The organism is Pseudomonas sp. P129, assembly GCF_020312195.1.
In the GTDB taxonomy this organism is placed as follows: Bacteria; Pseudomonadota; Gammaproteobacteria; order Pseudomonadales; family Pseudomonadaceae; genus Aquipseudomonas; species Aquipseudomonas fragariae.
Map to the genome: position 1 here is coordinate 39688 of NZ_JAGPYS010000018.1, position 15990 is coordinate 55677.

Here is a 15990-nt window from a genome sequence, read left to right on the forward strand (position 1 = left end):
CCAGGGAAATACCGATAAGCGTAGGTGACATGACCTGGTAAGCACTGACATTCCTAAACCGTTTGGGAGCAACCTGAGTCTGCTTATACCCGGCAGGGTGACTGCGGCAGGCCGCAGGCACCCTCTGCCGGTGACCCTCCTTAGTTTTTCGTTGGTTGACCTGTTTTGAGCACGATAGGACAAGGCCCGGTTGCGTCGTACATCCCTACCCGGGCGGTGGTTTCCAGCGAGGTAATGGTTTCGCCTCCCATGCTGAAGGAGTACTTGATCCTCGCGCTCCCGTTCGGGCTGCTGCCTGAAGGATCGTAGATGGGCAGAATGTGTTTATCGTAGGGGGTGACCAGCCAGATGAAACCGGTGACAGGACGGCTGACTCCCAGCTGGATAACCTCGTCTTTTTCGGTACCGGCAATAGGAGCGTCGCCTGTAGGTCCCCCGGAGCCATACCAGTGCAAAGTGACAGTTTCACCGTCCGACAGATATTTCGAAAGATCTGGAACGCGAACCCGTATACCCGGTTCATCCGGGCCAGGATTCCCGATGCCATCGGCAAAGAGTGAGTCGCAGTTCAACCAGCCGTTTGAACTGGTGCCCTCAAAGAGCGGTGCGTCCGGGGTGATGACAATGGCACTTACGTTGACCAGCGTGTCCGGCGAGTGTGTCGTGTTTTCTGAATCGGGCGCATGGATGCGGTAATGAACCGGCAAGTCAGCGCGATTGCCTTCATAATCGATATAACTCCAGGGTATTTCAACCTCACGCTCGGAGCCTGCCGTGTCAGAAACAGCCACGGTGTATTGCGCCTCTGCTACATGGCTCGTGCCCCAGTAGAAATCGATAATTTCTCCCGGTTGAAGCTTTTCATACAGTTTGAAAGTGACCTTGGCAGCCTGGTTGTTGTCCGCTGCTGTCAGGACGTTCACTAAATTGGACGTCTGGCCACGGACTTCGACCGGCAGTAATGCGTCGTTGACCGGATCCGGCCACTCAGGATCGGTGATCGGGTCGGGTCCGATAGTGGCGAAATTGACATTGACGCTGGTGCTTTTCACTTCGGACGGAACGACGCCACGCAGGATTCGATAACTCACATCGGTGGCCTGGACGCCGCCAGTCACTTGATTGTATTGAGCACGCAGAACCGGATCAGGAATCTTGATCGAAATCGGAAAATCTGGAGAGCTGCCGACTTCCTCGGATCGTAGCGGTTCAGTGCCCCAGGTGACTTCGATACGGTCGGCCGGCTTCCAGTTATCGAACGACTCGATCAACACTTCGACCCCGAGTCTCGCATCAGGCAGGTTGATCAACTTTTCTGGAGGCTCTGCCAATGGCACGACGGGGTCTTTCAAGTTGTCGGCCAACAGCCCCAGCGCCACGTCGATGCGTTTTGGGCTGGAAAGCGGACTGCGATTGGTGGCTTTGTCGACCAGAATGTAAACGGCGTAGTAGGGCTCGTCCCGGGACGCGTCTATGGCCGAAACGGGGAATGTCACCGTATTATTCGTCGGGCGTTCCACTTCAACGAAATCCACCGGAGCTGGCAGGTCTGCGGCATTGTCGGGCAACGGCGTGCCAACCCAATAGAAGGCTACCTTGTCGCCGGGTTTCCAGTCGTCATAGTCTGGCAGCGTGCCGACCAGACCTTCGGGATGTACGTCCAGAAACGCCTGGGTCAACTGATCTGTTTCCAGACTCATCTGCTCAGGCTCAAGATGCTCGCCCGGCGGCGTGGTATCGACGATCAGGTTGATCGACGGGCTGACGGTCTCTTGATCATTCGGCTGTCTGATCCGGTAGCGCAGACTGTAAGCACCGTCTGCAGGCTTGTCGAAGCCGGGCAGAAAACTGCTCAACGGAATCTCGATCTTCTTGGGAAAGGTACCAGGGGCCACCGGTGCGGTAACGATACCGCTAAACACCTCTTTAAACGCGTCGTTGTCCGCCGCCGCGCCGATGGCCCACTCGATGAAAAAAGTATCGGAGTCGCCCTGGTCAGTGACCAGTCCTGCCCACTCGGGCAGGGTAACCTCAAGAAACTCGCCGAGCAGGACATCCTTGTTCAGCGTTCCATCGGCAGGGTCCACAATACCCGCCACCTGTGCCAGGGCAAGGTCTGCGTCGATCCCTGAACCGCGTTGAGTGCGCGCCAGCCGGTAGGCGATACGCGCTTTTTTTTTGTCATCCAACGTTGCTGTTGTTTTTGAATCGACCATCATCAGCACTCCCTTGCTATCCGATTGCCGCCCTGTTTATGTAGAAAACGTGCGGGCGGATTGATAATGCGCCCAGGGCCTGCTGCCATTTCATCCCGAGCCGCGATGAAACGGCAACAGACCCTGGCCTTCTCGACAAAAGTTTGTCTGCCAGAACCAGCCGTCCAGGCCAGTAGCCCGTTCGATTAAACGGTAGTTGCGTGACACTGGATACTGTCAGAACTACCAGGGGCGCGCTTCGCAGGGCACGCTCGACAGGCGTCTCGTATCAATCTAGATACATTTATGACATGCCCCCGACATTCGGTCGCGCCACCCTACCGCCGAGCCTCCCGGCGAAGTAGCATGAGGGGCAGCGTTGATCTTCAACAGCAGCCAGTCCATGGCGGCACAAGCAGGCGACAGACGCATTATGCAAGCACTTCCCGACACTACCCTGGATGCCGCATCGACCGATCAGCGCTGGAGCGTTCGTGCGCTGATCGTCGATGACGATGTGGCCATTCGCGAACTGCTCTGCGACTACCTGACGCGCTTCAATATCAACGCCCGTGGCGTCACCGACGGCACGCAGATGCGTCAGGCACTGACCGACGAAACCTTCGACGTGGTGGTGCTGGACCTGATGCTGCCCGGTGAAGACGGCCTGTCACTGTGCCGCTGGCTGCGCAGTACGTCGGACATCCCGATCCTGATGCTGACCGCCCGCTGCGAACCGACTGACCGGATCATCGGCCTGGAACTGGGTGCCGACGATTACATGGCCAAACCGTTCGAGCCGCGCGAACTGGTCGCGCGCATCCAGACTATTCTGCGCCGGGTCCGTGACGAGCGCAGCGATCAGCGCACCACCATTCGTTTTGACGCCTGGCGCCTGAACAGCGTCCTGCGTCAGTTGACCGCGGCCGATGGTCTGGTGGTGCCGCTGTCCAACGCCGAGTTTCGTTTGTTACGCGTGTTTCTCGAACGGCCACACCGGGTGCTGAGCCGTGAACAGTTGCTCGATGCAGCCCGAGGCCGCTCGATCGAGGCGTTTGACCGCAGTATCGATTTGCTGGTCTCGCGTCTGCGCCAGAAGCTCGGCGATGACCCGAAGAATCCGCAACTGATCAAGACCGTGCGCGGTGAAGGCTATCTGTTCGATGCCAGGGAGCTGGGTTGATCCGCAGATTCGATACGCTGTTCGCGCGACTGTTTGGTGGCGCTCTGTTGGCTATCCTGCTGGCGCACCTGCTGGCTTTCATCTGGTTCACCCAGTACGGCATGCGCCCCCCGCCGCCAACGCCCAACGAGTTCAACGCCGAGCATGGGCAATTCGATCAGCGGCCCATGCACAGACCGCCGATCCTCGGTGGCCCGCTCATATTGCTGTTCTTCCAGTTCATCACCCTGATCATTGCCGCGTGGTATGGCGCCAAGGCCCTCAGCCGTCCCGTGCGGAGCCTGAGCGAAGCCGCCGAACGCCTGAGTGAAGACCTCGACAGCCCGCCACTGGAAATCAGCGGCCCGCAGGAAGCCCGACAGGCTGCGCAGACGTTCAATCTGATGCAGCGCAAGATCCGCGAACAGATGCAGCAGCGCGGGCGCATGCTGGCTGCGGTCTCCCATGATCTGCGCACGCCCCTTTCGCGGCTCAAGCTGCGTGTCGAACAGATCGAGGAGCCCAGGCTGCACGGCCAGATGACTCAGGACCTCAATGACATGATCAGCATGCTCGACGCCACGCTTGCCTACCTCAATGAGCACCGGCGCAGCGAAGGCCTGCAGCAGTTCGACCTGCAGGCGCTGATCGAGTCGCAGGCCGAGAATGCCCAGGACAATGGCGACGACGTGCAATACGAAGGCCAGTGCAAGCCGCTCAAGACGCAGCCGATGGCACTGCGCTCGTGCCTGCAGAATCTGGTCGACAACGCTCTGCGTTATGCCGGCAGCGCGCGCATTGTGATTGAGGACAGCGCCGATCACGTGCGCATATCCGTCGTTGATCACGGACCAGGGATTGCGCCCGAGTTTCACGAGACGGTATTCGAACCATTCTTTCGCCTGGAAAGCTCGCGCAATCGCAACTCCGGCGGAATCGGCATGGGCATGAGTATCGCCCGGGAAGCGGCGCGGCGTATCGGCGGCGAGCTGTCGCTTGCGCAGACCCCGGGCGGCGGCCTGACGGCAATACTGGTCCTGCCACGCCTCTGACATATTCTGTATCACGCCACGTACAAAGCTTACATTCCCTCGACAACTGACGCCCCGAGGCTGCAAAAGCCGGTACACCGTTATCGGGCACATTCATCTCAGGGGAGTGAGACCAATGATCAGTGGAATAAGCAGCAGTTTCTCCAGCTACACCAGTTCGACCAGTGCAACCTCCAGCACCAGCAACAAGAAGTTTCAGGAAGAGCTGTTGGCCAAGCTGGATACCGATGGCGACGGCAGCATTGCCAAGAACGAGCTGAGCTCGGCCCTGTCGTCGAACAGCAAGGATGGTGTCACGGTGAGCCTGAGCAAGGCGTTCAGCGACCTGGACAGCAATGACGATGACAGCCTGGATGCCGACGAGCTGGCCGCCATGACACCACCTCCGCCGCCGCCCATGCAGTCGGTCGACGAGCAGGCAGAAGACCTGCTCGGCGCGCTGGACAGCGATGGCGACGGCGCAATCAGCAGCGACGAGCTGACCACGGGGCTGAGCAATACGGGCAGCACGGCAAACAGCAACCAGGTGTTCGATGCACTGGACACTGACGAAGACGGCACAGTCAGCCTTGAAGAGCTGGTCGCCGGCATGCAGCCGCAACAGCCTTCTGCCGGTATGTCGTCTGCGCAGGTGAGCACTTCCAGTGCCACTGAAAGCACCAGCCTGTTCAGTACGCTGGACAGCAATAGCGACGACAGTATCAGCGCTTCCGAGTTGTCTGCCGCATTGAAGCAGAGTGACAGCACCATTGATCAGGGCAATACCAACCAGATCGCCACTCAGGCCTTGAACAAGATGATCGCCGCACTCAGCGAAAAATATGACACCCAGAGCAGCAAGCCAGTCGGCAAGTACCTGGACACCGCTGCGTAAGGCGAGGCTCCGCCGCGCGTCAGGGCGCGGCGGAAACTTTCGCCGTCAGCGGCTGCGGGCACGCTCGCTGCCGACCCAGTCGGTCAACAGGCTGTAAGCGACTGCCAGCAGCGTCGGGCCGATGAACAGGCCGATGAAGCCAAAGGCCAGTAAGCCTCCGAACACACCCAGCAAGACAATCACCAGCGGTAGATTGCCGCCCCTGCTGATCAGGTATGGCTTGAGCACGTTGTCCACGCCACTGATGATGAACATCCCCCAGATGCCCAGAAATATCGCCATGCCGTACTCGCCCTGCCAGACCAGCCAGGCAGTGGCAGGCAGCCAGACCAAGGGCGGGCCCATCGGAATCAGACTGAACAGAAAGGTCAGAATCCCCAGCACCAGTGCACCGGGAATGCCCGCGATCAGGAAGCCGATCAGCGCCAGCACCGCCTGGGCCGCTGCCGTACCGATGACCCCGTTGACTACGCGTTGCACCGTGCCGGCGACCAGATCCAGATAATACTGGGCGCGCTCCCCGATCAGGCGTTCCAGCAGGCTGAGCACGAAGGCGGCCAGCCGCGGACCGTCCCTGTAGAAGAAGAAGGCGAAGACGATGCTCAGGGTCAGCTCCAGAATCCCGCTGCCGATCTGCGCACTGCGTGCCAGAATCCAGTTACCGACCTGACCCAGATGCGGCTTGAGCGTCGCCATGAATGCCGCGCCTTGCTGATCGATGGTGGTCCACAGCGCTACCAGTCTTTCGCCCACCAGCGGAATACCCGCCAGCCATTGCGGTGGGTCGGGCAAGCCGTCGACCTGAATGTCCTTGATCAGGCCCGTGGCGTCACGCACATGGTCGGCGAGATTGAAGCCCAGCCACACCAGCGGTGCCGCAACCAGCAGCATCCAGCACAAGCACATCACCAACGCGGCCAACGACTCGCGGCCCTTGAACCAGCGGGTCAGCAAACGCATCAGCGGCCAGCTGGCGAAGGCCAGCACCGCGCCCCAGACCAGCGCCGACCAGAACGGCGCCATCACCCAGAGGCAGGCACCAAACAGCGCCAGCAGCAGAATCTGCACCAACAGACGGTCATTGTTGAACATGCGCTATTCACTAAGAAGGATCGGAGAGAGCGAGCATAATGGCGAACCTGCCAGTCCGCCATCGCTGTTCTAGCGGATAACCTCGATCTTGAGCCCCTTGCCTTCAGTGACGCCAGCCTCGAGCCGGGCAGCGCGAACGCCTTTGGTGATCAGGGCGTCAAGCCAGGCGCCGGCACTGGGTCCGGACACCGTGGCGCGCAGGCCACTGTCCTGGTTAAGGGCGCGGGAAACCAGAGTAACCCAGGCATCCTGTGGCTCGCCGCCCAGGCGCGGAAGTTCCAGCGTGCCGGTGCTTCGCAATTGGCGCAGCAAGGTGGCCGAGGTCGGCAGCAGTTCGCCCAGTGGCGCAGCGGATTCAAACTGCTCGACGTGCAGGTAGGCACGGCGGTTGCCACGGGTGATGCTGTAGAGCGCTACCAGCGTGTCATTGCGCGGTTCTGCCAGACGCAGCAACAGGTAAGCCTGGCGGTCATCCGCGCCGTACAGCTTGGCGTTGCCGAATACTTCGTTGGCCCACAGGCTGCTCTCTCCGCAGTCGCGCGCCTGACACCAGAACAGCAGCTCGGCACCCTGCTGCTGCAAGGCTTCGCGCGCCGCAGTAAAAGCGTCGTCGGCAGTGCGCTCGGCAGGTAATTGATAGGTGACAGACGTCAGATTGCCGCGCGCACTGACCTGCCCGTCGAAACGCAACTGGCCGCTGATCTTGCGGATCGAGCCCATCGGGTAGACCCGCTCGAGCTCGGCAGCCGGACGATAATCGACGATTTCCGTGTCGGCCAGACGCGGCAGAATCTGCAGATCGCGGCTGCCTGTTACATCGGCGGCGCACAGCACAGCGCTGAACATCGACAGGCACAAGGCGACAACGGGAACACTTGATAAACGCATGAGTGCTCTCATTGGCAGGCAAGCAGGGAACGAAAATATAAAAGATCGCCAGCGAGGCGGTCACCAGAGGCTGCGGATTGATCCATCACGGTTGACTCCTGTTTCAACCCGCCCAGCGTCGGCAGTTGCCGGGCTCAAGTCAAGAAGCAGCGAAGAAGCGATTGATACAGTGTGCAACAGCGCTCGCGCCCTGCTCGTCGTCCAGGTGCAGATGATGACCGCCTTCAAGCTGCACGACGTCGAAAGGCAGCCCGGACAGCATGAGCTGATTTTTCGTCAGCATGCCGCCTGTAGCGACCAGCAGTTGCGTCGGGCAACGGATAGCGTTGACGAAAGACATCGCCTGCTGATGTGTAAGACGTATCGCAGATGGCAGCGTCAGGCGGCTGTCGCTGCGCCAGGTATAGCCGCCGGGTACCGGCATCAGGCCGCGTTGCGCGAGTAATTCGGCAGCCTCGCGACTGACCGGGACGACGCCTTTCATACGCGCCTGAACAGCGCGTTGCTGATCCTCGTAAACCGGCTTTTTCTTGCCCGACAGCCTGAGCTGCGCCTGCAGCGCGGAGCCCATCCGCTCGGCGGCGGATTCGGGGTCGCCGGTCAAGGGAATCAAACCGTCGATCAGTGCCAGCCGCGTGACACGCTCCGGCAACGACCCGGCCAGCAATACCGAAATGATCGCGCCCAGTGAATGGCCCATCAGGGCAAAGCGCTGCCAGCCCAATTGCTCGGCGACCTGCAGCACGTCGAACACGTAGTCGGCCAGCGCATAGGACGCCCCGGCAGGCCTATGCGCTGAATGACCATGCCCGGCCAGATCGAGCGCCACGATGCGCAGGCCATCCAGTTGCGGCGCCAGGCGGGCAAAGCTGTTGGCATTGTCGAGCCAGCCGTGCACGGCAATCACCGGCCGGCCGTCCTCGGGGCCGTAAAGATGGGCAGCCAGTTCGATATGCCCCAGATTGAAACGCACTTCCTCCACGCTAAACGTCACGCCGTCAACCTTGAGGCGCTACGCGCGTCCCAGCGAGCCAGCAGCGTTTTGAGCAGCCATGCGGTTTCATCCGGTCGTTCAAGGGGAAACATGTGCCCTCCGGGCATGGACAGGTATTCGCCTTCGCGCATGCGTCGGGCCAGATAACCATGATGAGGCATGATCACCCGGCTGTGTTTGCCGCGCACCATGGCCAGCGGCACCTTGAGTTGCCGTGACGGCACCGGGCTGGTGTGCGGGATGCTGCGGTAGATGCTGATCTCGGTCGCCGGGTCGAAGCGCAGACGCCACTGCCCGCCCTCCTCGCGCAGACCGTGTTGCAGGTAAGCGGTCAGACAGTCGGGATCGAAGCGGCTGAACAGGGTCTTGCCCGCGAAGTAGGCGCGTGCCGACGGCAGATCGTCAAACGCCTCACGTCGGCCCAGGGTGCGACCCGCTGGCGTGATGCGGTCGATAAAGCCCAGCCGCTTGGCGGCGCGTATGAACAACTGGTCAGCCAGCCCCAGCACCGGCGAATCGAGCATCACCACGCCCCGGTAGAGTTCCGGGCAGCGCAATGCGGCATGCAGGTGCAACACGCCACCGAGCGAGTGCCCTACCCCCCACACCGGGCCCGGCTGCTCACGCAGATGGTGGATCAGCTCATCGACCAGACTCAGCCAATTGTCATCCACCGGAAAACGCGGGTCATGGGCATGCTGCTCAAGATGAGTCACCGAATACTCCGGTGCCAGCGCGCAAAACAGCTTGCTGTACGTCGCCGAAGGGAAGCCATTGGCGTGAGCAAAAAACACCGGTTGCGACATGCCGATACTTCCATGAGCGGGCGAGTCACGATTGTGCCAAGTTGCTTCGCAGATCGGCAATGACTGGAACCGCCATCGCAGGTGTCACTCCGGCCATCAGGATGACCCGATACGGCGGTCGGAGCGGCATGAAGGCCTATAAAGCCTGGGTGAACCGGTCCAGGCAAGCCTTTATATAGGCGACCTGAAAACCAAAAGACTGCCTGAAGAGAGCCTTGGCTTAAGCAGAGGGATTAATAGCTGAGAACACTCAATTGACTGGAGGCTCTTTGCCGTGCGCTACGACGGCAACCGTCAGGCGCGAAATGCAGCTTGGCTTGCCTTCGTCGTTGCTGATGCGGATGTCCCATACATGAGTGGTCCGGCCTATGTGCACAGGCCTGACCACACCGGTGACACGCCCGCTACGCACACCACGCAAATGGTTGGCGTTGACCTCCAGCCCGACGCAGAAATACTTGCTCGGGTCGACGATCAGGTAACTGGCCATCGAGCCCAGCGACTCGGCCAGGACCACGGAGGCACCGCCGTGCAGCAGCCCGAAAGGCTGATGGGTTCGTTGATCGACCACCATGCTGGCCGTCAGAGAATCATCGGTGAATGCTTCGAAGCGAATATCCAGCACTTCGCCGATGGTGTTTTTTTGAGCCGCCATAAGGGCTTCGATATCGGGAGCCTGACGCCATATGCTCATGCTGAATCCTTTTCCCGGGAGAGCCGCATTCGCGGCGGTCATTCATTGCGCGTACAGGCTGTTCAGACGTGCCTGACGCTGTTGAGGCGCATGCCGCCTGCCACTACGAACTCGCCTTCCAGTTCGGCAAGACTGGCCGTGCTCATCGGCTCGGCCTGTTGCGGACTGCCATGCGCCAGTACCCCGATCAGTTCGCCCACCAAAGGCTGATGGCTGACCAGCAGTACTTCATCGACACCCAGCTTGTCCAGTTGCGCCAGCACCTCACGCGGGCTGCTGTCGGGGGTAAGCCAGGGCGCGGTGACGATCGAGCCATCGAATGCCAACGACTGACGCACCAGCTCGGCAGTCTGTTGTGCACGCACGTAGGGGCTGGCAATGATCCGTTGCACGGGCTTGTCTGTCAGGTGCAGCGCACTTTTCAGCACTTCCTCACGCCCATGTGCAGTCAACTCGCGCTCGGCATCACTGCGCGCCCGCGACTGCGCTTCGCCATGACGCAATACCCAGACCTTCATGGCTTTGGCGCCTCATTGCGCACCGGCTGTGCCGCTGGCGGGACATGATGGGCCACCTCGCCTTCGGGCGCACGCGGCGCTGGCCAGTCGCCGAAAGGCCAGGGTTTGTGGTCGCTGTGAAACGTCCCGAAACGACCGATCTGCGCCAGGTACTGGCTGATGCTGTCGCCGAAGTTCATCAGGCCGCCATTCGGCGCGCCGTAAATCAGGCGATAGACCAATTGCACCAGCACCACGCCCGCCAGGATGATCTGGGCGACGTGCCATACCCCCAGAAACAGCAGCATCCACAGAATGCGCAGCAGGATCGATTCGTTGTGCTGGATTTTCGACTCGTTCAAGACCTTCTCCTGATCAGACTGAATTCAATTAAAGCCGGTAATCGAAATGAAATCGACGTCCGTCTTGGGCTCGGCCCGCATCAGCGCCTCAATGACCTGGCTGAGCGTACGGCCTTCAAAAAGAATCGCATGCAGCCCCGCGACCAATGGCATATAGACCTGCACTTCCTGCGCTTTGACCTTAAGCACCTTGAGGGTGTTCACACCCTCGGCCACCTCGCCCAAACGCGTGACCGCTTCATCCAGCGTCAGCCCCTGGCCCAGCGCAAAACCGACCTGATAGTTGCGGCTTTTCGGCGAGGAACAGGTGACGATGAGATCGCCCACCCCGGCCAGGCCCAGAAAGGTCATCGGGTTGGCGCCCTGGCTGACCGCAAACCGGGTCATTTCCGCCAGCGCCCGGGTGATCAGCATGCTTTTGGTGTTTTCGCCCATGTCCAGCGCCACCGCCATGCCGGCAATAATCGCGTAGACGTTCTTCAGGGCCCCGCCCAGTTCGACACCAAACCGGTCATTGCTGGCATAGACGCGAAAGGTTCGCCCGTGCAATGCAGCCTGAACCTCCTGACACAGTGCCTCGTCTTCGCTGGCAACCACTGTTGCGGTCAGCGCATGTTCGGCGATTTCCCGCGCCAGATTGGGCCCGGACAACACGCCGATACGCGCCTGCGGGACGATCTCTTCGAGGATCTGACTCATGAGCTTGAAGCTCTGCGCTTCGATACCCTTGGTCAGGCTCACCAGCATCTTGCCATTCAGGCGCGCGACATGAGGCGACAACACCGAGCGCAAGGCACTCGATGGCAAGGCGACGAAGATCAGTTCGCTGGCGTCGAGCACCGCCGTCAGGTCGGTGACCGGCTCGACTTCAGGACGAATCTTGATGCCCTTGAGGTAGCGGGGGTTTTCACGATTGACGCGAATGGCCTCAGCCTGCTCCGGATCGCGCATCCACTGACGAACCTGATGGCCGTTCTCGGCCAGCAGATTGGCAATGGCCGTACCGAAGCTGCCACCGCCAAGCACCGCGACGGGTTGCTGTGTGGTCATAAAACTATCCATCCAGAGCCATTCAAGTGGCGATGCCGTCATTATACGGAGCAACACGTTATCGGCCAGCGACAAAGCTGTTCGGTTACGCACTCCGTACGTCATCATTCAACAAGTTCGCTGGAAACACGCGCCATCTCGGTTAACATGCGCGCACAGCATGAATCATCGCGATGGTCGGACTGCCTTGTGCAGCCGGACCGATTCGCGACCACCGGGCGAACAGGCATGGACGCATCAATCGAACTACCTCCGCCGTGCCTTGCGCGCGAGGCGCACAGCCGATGAAGTTTCGGCACTGGGACATCAATACCCGCACGCAGATCATCAGCCTTGGCCCTGCCCTGTTGCTGACGGCTTTGCTGATCAGCTTTTTTACCTTCGTACGTATTCAGGACCTGCGTCAGGAGCTCAATCACACCGGGCAACTGATCGCCAATCAACTGGCGACCGCGGTCGAGCCGGGCGTGACCACGGGCGATATCGAGGGGCTCAAGGCGTTGATGCGCGCCACCCTGTCCATGCCCAGCGTTCGCTATGTGGAAATTCAGGACAGCTCCAATACCGCCGTGATCTACATAGACCAGCCGCGTGAAAACGAGCAGCAGACCCGGCAGATGGAAGTCTTCCTCGCCCCCGTCCAACCGCAGCGCACCACCATTCACGGCAATCCCGGCGCGCCGGCCGCAGGAAAAGGCCAACCCGCGCAGGGCGCTTCACAGAGTTATCTGGGGCGGGTTCTGGTGGGCATGTCCAGCGAAGCATTCAGCCGACGTCAGCAGGAGATACTGCTCAAGGCCGGCGTCCTGGCGATGGTCGCCTTGTTGTTCGCCTTTCTGCTGGCGCGCAGCCTGGCCTTGAGCCTGTCCAGACCCATCAGCGATATGGGCGAAGCCCTCAAGGCGATTCAACAGGGCGATTACCACACGCCCATGCCGGTCAGCGATGACGCCGAGCTGGGCGCGCTGGCGCGGCACATCAACAACCTGGCAGAGAACCTGCATCGCGCCAGCCTCGAGCAGCAGCGCTCGGTGGCACAACTGATCCAGACGCGGGAAGAAGCCGAACAGGCCAACCGCGCCAAATCGGATTTTCTGGCCATGATGAGTCATGAGCTGCGTACCCCCATGAACGGCGTACTGGGCATGCTGCAGTTGCTGGAAACCACGCACATGACCCATGAGCAGAGCGAGTACGCGACGCTGGCGACCGAATCCACCGAGCATCTGCTGCGGGTCATCAACGACATCCTCGACTTTTCCCGCATTGAGCGCGATGCCCTGCAAATGGAAGGCATACCGTTCAACCTGGCTGAGCTGGTCAGCGCCTCGACCCACGCCTTCAACCACAGCGCCGCGCAACGCAACCTGCTGCTGGAGCTGCACATTCAGCCAGGCCTGGAGACCATGAACGTCATAGGCGATCCGACCCGCATTCGCCAGATTCTGGTGAACCTGATCGGCAACGCACTTAAATTCACCGAGCGAGGCAAGGTCTGCGTGGACGCCAGGTGGGCAATGCTCGACGATGAGCGGCTGCACTTTACCTGTGCGGTACAGGACAGCGGCATCGGTATCGACGCCGAGCGACTGGAATCGATGTTCGATGCGTTCAAGCAGGCCGATAGCTCCATTTCCAGGCGTTACGGCGGCACGGGGCTGGGGCTGCCGATTGCACGGACCCTGGCCGAACGCATGGGCGGCACCTTGTACGCCGAGAGCAAGGAAGGTTCGGGCTCGTTGTTCACGCTGCAGATCCCCCTGCCCCTCTCGCGCGATGCCTCGGTGGCTATTGCCAAACCGCTGTCGATACTCGATGCACATGGCCGGGAGCGCAGTATCCTGCTGGTCGAAGACAACCCGGTGAACCGCACGGTGGTGCAGGCCATGTTGCGTAATCTGGGATGTGAGGTCGATATCGCCGTCGACGGGGCCGAAGCGGTGATGAAGGCACGTGCAGGCAACCACGCGCTGATTCTCATGGATTGCCGACTGCCGGTCATGGATGGCTACGAGGCCACCCGTCGAATCAGGCAACTTTCCGGGCTGGAACGAATCCCAATCATTGCCCTGACAGCCAACGCGTTACAGGGGGACCGGGACGCCTGTTTGCAGGCAGGAATGGATGATTACCTGCCAAAGCCCTTCAAACATGCTGATTTACAGCAGGTTTTACAGCGCTGGCTGTCCTTTGAAGCACCTGCGACTGGCGATAAATGTTAAATTACGGCAGTCTTGGCATCCAGATCGGCCAGCAAAATCGGCTGAATGACAAAATTCAGTGTACAGGTGTACCTTGATTTCACCTGCGCTGTGACTTTCATTACAACGCAACAGTCTATGAGTAGGCTGCCGGACAGGGTCCTGGCGAAATTATCGCGCCAGGACTGGCGTTCGGGCCAGTGGCGCCACAACCTGCCGCACAAGATTATTGAGGAGCTCGCATGACCAAACAACACGCCTTTACCCGGGAAGACCTGCTGCGCTGCAGTCGTGGCGAGCTGTTCGGCCCAGGTAATGCGCAACTGCCCGCCCCCAACATGCTGATGGTTGATCGCATCACGCACATCAGCGACGAGGGCGGCAAGTTCGGCAAGGGTGAGTTGGTCGCCGAACTGGATATCAATCCGGACCTGTGGTTCTTTGCCTGCCACTTCGAAGGTGATCCGGTCATGCCCGGATGCCTGGGCCTCGACGCCATGTGGCAGCTGGTTGGCTTCTATCTTGGCTGGCAGGGCAACCCCGGCCGTGGCCGCGCCCTGGGTTCAGGCGAAGTGAAGTTTTTCGGTCAGGTTCTGCCTACCGCCAAAAAAGTCACTTACAACATCCATATCAAGCGCGTCCTGAAGGGCAAGCTGAACCTGGCCATCGCCGACGGTTCGGTGAGTGTCGACGGTCGCGAAATCTATACCGCCGAAGGCCTCCGGGTCGGCGTGTTCACTTCCACTGAAAATTTCTAAGGGTACTCGCATGCGCCGCGTCGTTATCACTGGTCTGGGTATTGTTTCCTGCTTGGGCAATGACAAAGACACCGTCACCGCTAACCTGCGTGCTAACCGCCCTGGCATCCGCTTCAACCCGGAATATGCCGAAATGGGTCTGCGTAGCCAGGTTTCCGGCTCCATCGACCTGAATCTGGAAGAACTGATCGATCGCAAGATCTTCCGCTTCGTCGGCCATGCGGCAGCCTATGCCTATCTGGCGATGAAAGACGCCATTACCGATTCGGGCCTGACCGACGAGCAGGTTTCCAACGTGCGTACCGGTCTGATCGCCGGCAGCGGCGGCGCCTCGACCCTGAACCAGATGGAAGCGCTGGATACCCTGCGTGAAAAAGGCGTCAAGCGTGTCGGCCCTTACCGCGTCACGCGGACCATGGGCAGCACCGTTTCGGCCTGCCTGGCCACGCCGTTCAAGATCAAGGGTGTGAACTACTCCATCTCGTCCGCCTGCGCCACCAGCGCACACTGCATCGGCAACGCTGTCGAGCAGATCCAGCTGGGCAAGCAGGACATCGTCTTTGCCGGTGGCGGCGAAGAAGAGCACTGGAGCCAGTCGTTCCTGTTCGACGCGATGGGCGCGCTGTCCACCCAGTACAACGAGACGCCGGAAAAAGCCTCGCGTGCCTACGATGCCAAGCGTGACGGTTTCGTCATTGCCGGTGGTGGCGGCATGGTGGTTGTCGAAGAACTCGAACACGCTCTGGCGCGTGGCGCGAAGATCTACGCAGAAATCGTCGGTTACGGCGCGACCTCCGATGGCTACGACATGGTCGCACCCAGCGGTGAAGGTGCCATTCGTTGCATGAAGATGGCGCTGGGCGATATCGACTCCGGTGCCATTGACTACATCAACACCCATGGCACCTCGACCCCGGTCGGCGACGCCAAGGAAATGGAGGGCGTGCGCGAAGTATTCGGCGCCAACGCTCCGGCGATCAGCTCCACCAAGAGCCTGTCGGGCCACTCGCTGGGCGCCGCAGGTGTCCACGAAGCGATCTACTGCCTGCTGATGATGGAGAACAACTTCATCGCAGGTTCGGCCAACATCGACGAGCTGGACCCGGTGGTTGCCGACATGCCTATCCTGCTCAAGACCCAGGAAGATGCGAAGCTCGATCTGGTCATGAGCAACAGCTTCGGCTTCGGCGGCACCAACGCCACGCTGGTGTTGAAACGCTGGGCGGGCAAGTAATACTGCTTCTGCAACAAACAGAAAAGGCGCCTTTCAACAGACTGTGTGAAAACGCACTGAAGGCAAGCCCAACAAACGCCCCGACTTGTTCGGGGCGTTTGTTTTTGTGTGGGCAACAGTCGAAAAAAAGC

The 15990-nt window shown here is 60.3% G+C and carries 15 protein-coding genes; 6 read left to right on the top strand and 9 right to left on the bottom strand.

What is annotated here, in order from left to right; genetic code table 11:
- Positions 1–140 precede the first annotated feature (140 nt).
- Positions 141–2219, bottom strand: coding sequence for a hypothetical protein (locus KBY02_RS24900; RefSeq protein WP_011267388.1), 2079 nt, complete (start codon positions 2217–2219; stop codon positions 141–143).
- A 409-nt stretch (positions 2220–2628) separates the two neighbouring features.
- Between KBY02_RS24900 and KBY02_RS24905 the strand changes: the two genes are divergently transcribed.
- The 3 genes from KBY02_RS24905 (at position 2629) to xopAW (ending at position 5283) form a co-directional block, all read left to right on the top strand.
- The gene (locus KBY02_RS24905; RefSeq protein ID WP_024660656.1) at positions 2629–3378 is read left to right on the top strand and encodes a response regulator; all 750 of its coding nucleotides are present in this window, start codon (positions 2629–2631) and stop codon (positions 3376–3378) included.
- A complete protein-coding gene (locus KBY02_RS24910) occupies positions 3375–4409 on the top strand; it encodes a sensor histidine kinase (RefSeq protein ID WP_011267386.1) in 1035 nt (344 codons plus the stop codon). Before KBY02_RS24905 ends, KBY02_RS24910 begins: the two co-directional genes overlap by 4 nt.
- 115 nt (positions 4410–4524) lie before the next feature.
- Positions 4525–5283, top strand: a complete 759-nt coding sequence (gene xopAW / locus KBY02_RS24915) for a XopAW family type III secretion system calcium-binding effector (RefSeq protein WP_024641345.1) — start codon at positions 4525–4527, stop codon at positions 5281–5283.
- A gap of 45 nt (positions 5284–5328) precedes the next feature.
- On the opposite strand, the gene KBY02_RS24920 is transcribed toward xopAW, so the two are convergent.
- The 8 genes from KBY02_RS24920 to KBY02_RS24955 all read right to left on the bottom strand — a co-directional run bounded on the left by KBY02_RS24920 (position 5329) and on the right by KBY02_RS24955 (position 11666).
- Entirely contained in the window at positions 5329–6375 is a 1047-nt protein-coding gene (locus tag KBY02_RS24920) for an AI-2E family transporter (protein ID WP_003406124.1), read from the bottom strand.
- 69 nt (positions 6376–6444) lie between these two features.
- Positions 6445–7263: a DUF4892 domain-containing protein gene (locus tag KBY02_RS24925; RefSeq protein ID WP_024660658.1), complete on the bottom strand. Its 819-nt coding sequence runs from the start codon at positions 7261–7263 to the stop codon at positions 6445–6447.
- Positions 7264–7402: 139 nt separating this feature from the next.
- Positions 7403–8257, bottom strand: a complete 855-nt coding sequence (locus KBY02_RS24930; protein WP_003406126.1) for an alpha/beta hydrolase — start codon at positions 8255–8257, stop codon at positions 7403–7405.
- Entirely contained in the window at positions 8254–9063 is an 810-nt protein-coding gene (locus KBY02_RS24935) for an alpha/beta fold hydrolase (RefSeq protein ID WP_011267383.1), read from the bottom strand. Before KBY02_RS24935 ends, KBY02_RS24930 begins: the two co-directional genes overlap by 4 nt.
- A gap of 250 nt (positions 9064–9313) precedes the next feature.
- Positions 9314–9757 (bottom strand): hotdog fold thioesterase, encoded by a 444-nt coding sequence (locus tag KBY02_RS24940; protein ID WP_003406128.1) that lies wholly within the window; start codon positions 9755–9757, stop codon positions 9314–9316.
- Between the two features lie 62 nt (positions 9758–9819).
- Complete coding sequence (sixA, locus tag KBY02_RS24945) at positions 9820–10275, bottom strand: phosphohistidine phosphatase SixA (protein ID WP_003406129.1); 456 nt, start codon at positions 10273–10275, stop codon at positions 9820–9822.
- Complete coding sequence (locus tag KBY02_RS24950; RefSeq protein WP_003343544.1) at positions 10272–10616, bottom strand: DUF4389 domain-containing protein; 345 nt, start codon at positions 10614–10616, stop codon at positions 10272–10274. Before KBY02_RS24950 ends, sixA begins: the two co-directional genes overlap by 4 nt.
- Before the next feature lie 24 nt (positions 10617–10640).
- Positions 10641–11666, bottom strand: a complete 1026-nt coding sequence (locus KBY02_RS24955; protein ID WP_003406131.1) for an NAD(P)H-dependent glycerol-3-phosphate dehydrogenase — start codon at positions 11664–11666, stop codon at positions 10641–10643.
- A gap of 284 nt (positions 11667–11950) precedes the next feature.
- Here KBY02_RS24955 and KBY02_RS24960 point away from each other — a divergent pair, with 284 nt between their 5' ends.
- The 3 genes from KBY02_RS24960 (at position 11951) to fabB (ending at position 15859) form a co-directional block, all read left to right on the top strand.
- Positions 11951–13888 carry an ATP-binding protein gene (locus tag KBY02_RS24960; RefSeq protein ID WP_011267381.1) on the top strand — a complete coding sequence of 646 codons (1938 nt, stop codon included), beginning with the start codon at positions 11951–11953 and terminating at the stop codon, positions 13886–13888.
- Positions 13889–14109: 221 nt separating this feature from the next.
- Entirely contained in the window at positions 14110–14625 is a 516-nt protein-coding gene (fabA, locus tag KBY02_RS24965; protein WP_003316569.1) for a 3-hydroxyacyl-[acyl-carrier-protein] dehydratase FabA, read from the top strand.
- Positions 14626–14635: 10 nt separating this feature from the next.
- Positions 14636–15859 (top strand): beta-ketoacyl-ACP synthase I, encoded by a 1224-nt coding sequence (gene fabB, locus KBY02_RS24970; RefSeq protein WP_003406135.1) that lies wholly within the window; start codon positions 14636–14638, stop codon positions 15857–15859.
- The last annotated feature ends 131 nt before the right edge of the window (positions 15860–15990 follow it).

What these genes read in the sequence shown, in the direction of transcription:
- KBY02_RS24900 (WP_011267388.1), bottom strand. Translation starts at nt 2,219, where the DNA reads ATGATGGTCGATTCAAAAACAACAGCAACGTTGGATGACAAAAAAAAA.
- KBY02_RS24905 (WP_024660656.1), top strand. Translation starts at nt 2,629, where the DNA reads ATGCAAGCACTTCCCGACACTACCCTGGATGCCGCATCGACCGATCAG.
- xopAW (WP_024641345.1), top strand. Translation starts at nt 4,525, where the DNA reads ATGATCAGTGGAATAAGCAGCAGTTTCTCCAGCTACACCAGTTCGACC.
- KBY02_RS24920 (WP_003406124.1), bottom strand. Translation starts at nt 6,375, where the DNA reads ATGTTCAACAATGACCGTCTGTTGGTGCAGATTCTGCTGCTGGCGCTG.
- KBY02_RS24925 (WP_024660658.1), bottom strand. Translation starts at nt 7,263, where the DNA reads ATGCGTTTATCAAGTGTTCCCGTTGTCGCCTTGTGCCTGTCGATGTTC.
- KBY02_RS24935 (WP_011267383.1), bottom strand. Translation starts at nt 9,063, where the DNA reads ATGTCGCAACCGGTGTTTTTTGCTCACGCCAATGGCTTCCCTTCGGCG.
- KBY02_RS24940 (WP_003406128.1), bottom strand. Translation starts at nt 9,757, where the DNA reads ATGAGCATATGGCGTCAGGCTCCCGATATCGAAGCCCTTATGGCGGCT.
- sixA (WP_003406129.1), bottom strand. Translation starts at nt 10,275, where the DNA reads ATGAAGGTCTGGGTATTGCGTCATGGCGAAGCGCAGTCGCGGGCGCGC.
- KBY02_RS24955 (WP_003406131.1), bottom strand. Translation starts at nt 11,666, where the DNA reads ATGACCACACAGCAACCCGTCGCGGTGCTTGGCGGTGGCAGCTTCGGT.
- KBY02_RS24960 (WP_011267381.1), top strand. Translation starts at nt 11,951, where the DNA reads ATGAAGTTTCGGCACTGGGACATCAATACCCGCACGCAGATCATCAGC.
- fabA (WP_003316569.1), top strand. Translation starts at nt 14,110, where the DNA reads ATGACCAAACAACACGCCTTTACCCGGGAAGACCTGCTGCGCTGCAGT.
- fabB (WP_003406135.1), top strand. Translation starts at nt 14,636, where the DNA reads ATGCGCCGCGTCGTTATCACTGGTCTGGGTATTGTTTCCTGCTTGGGC.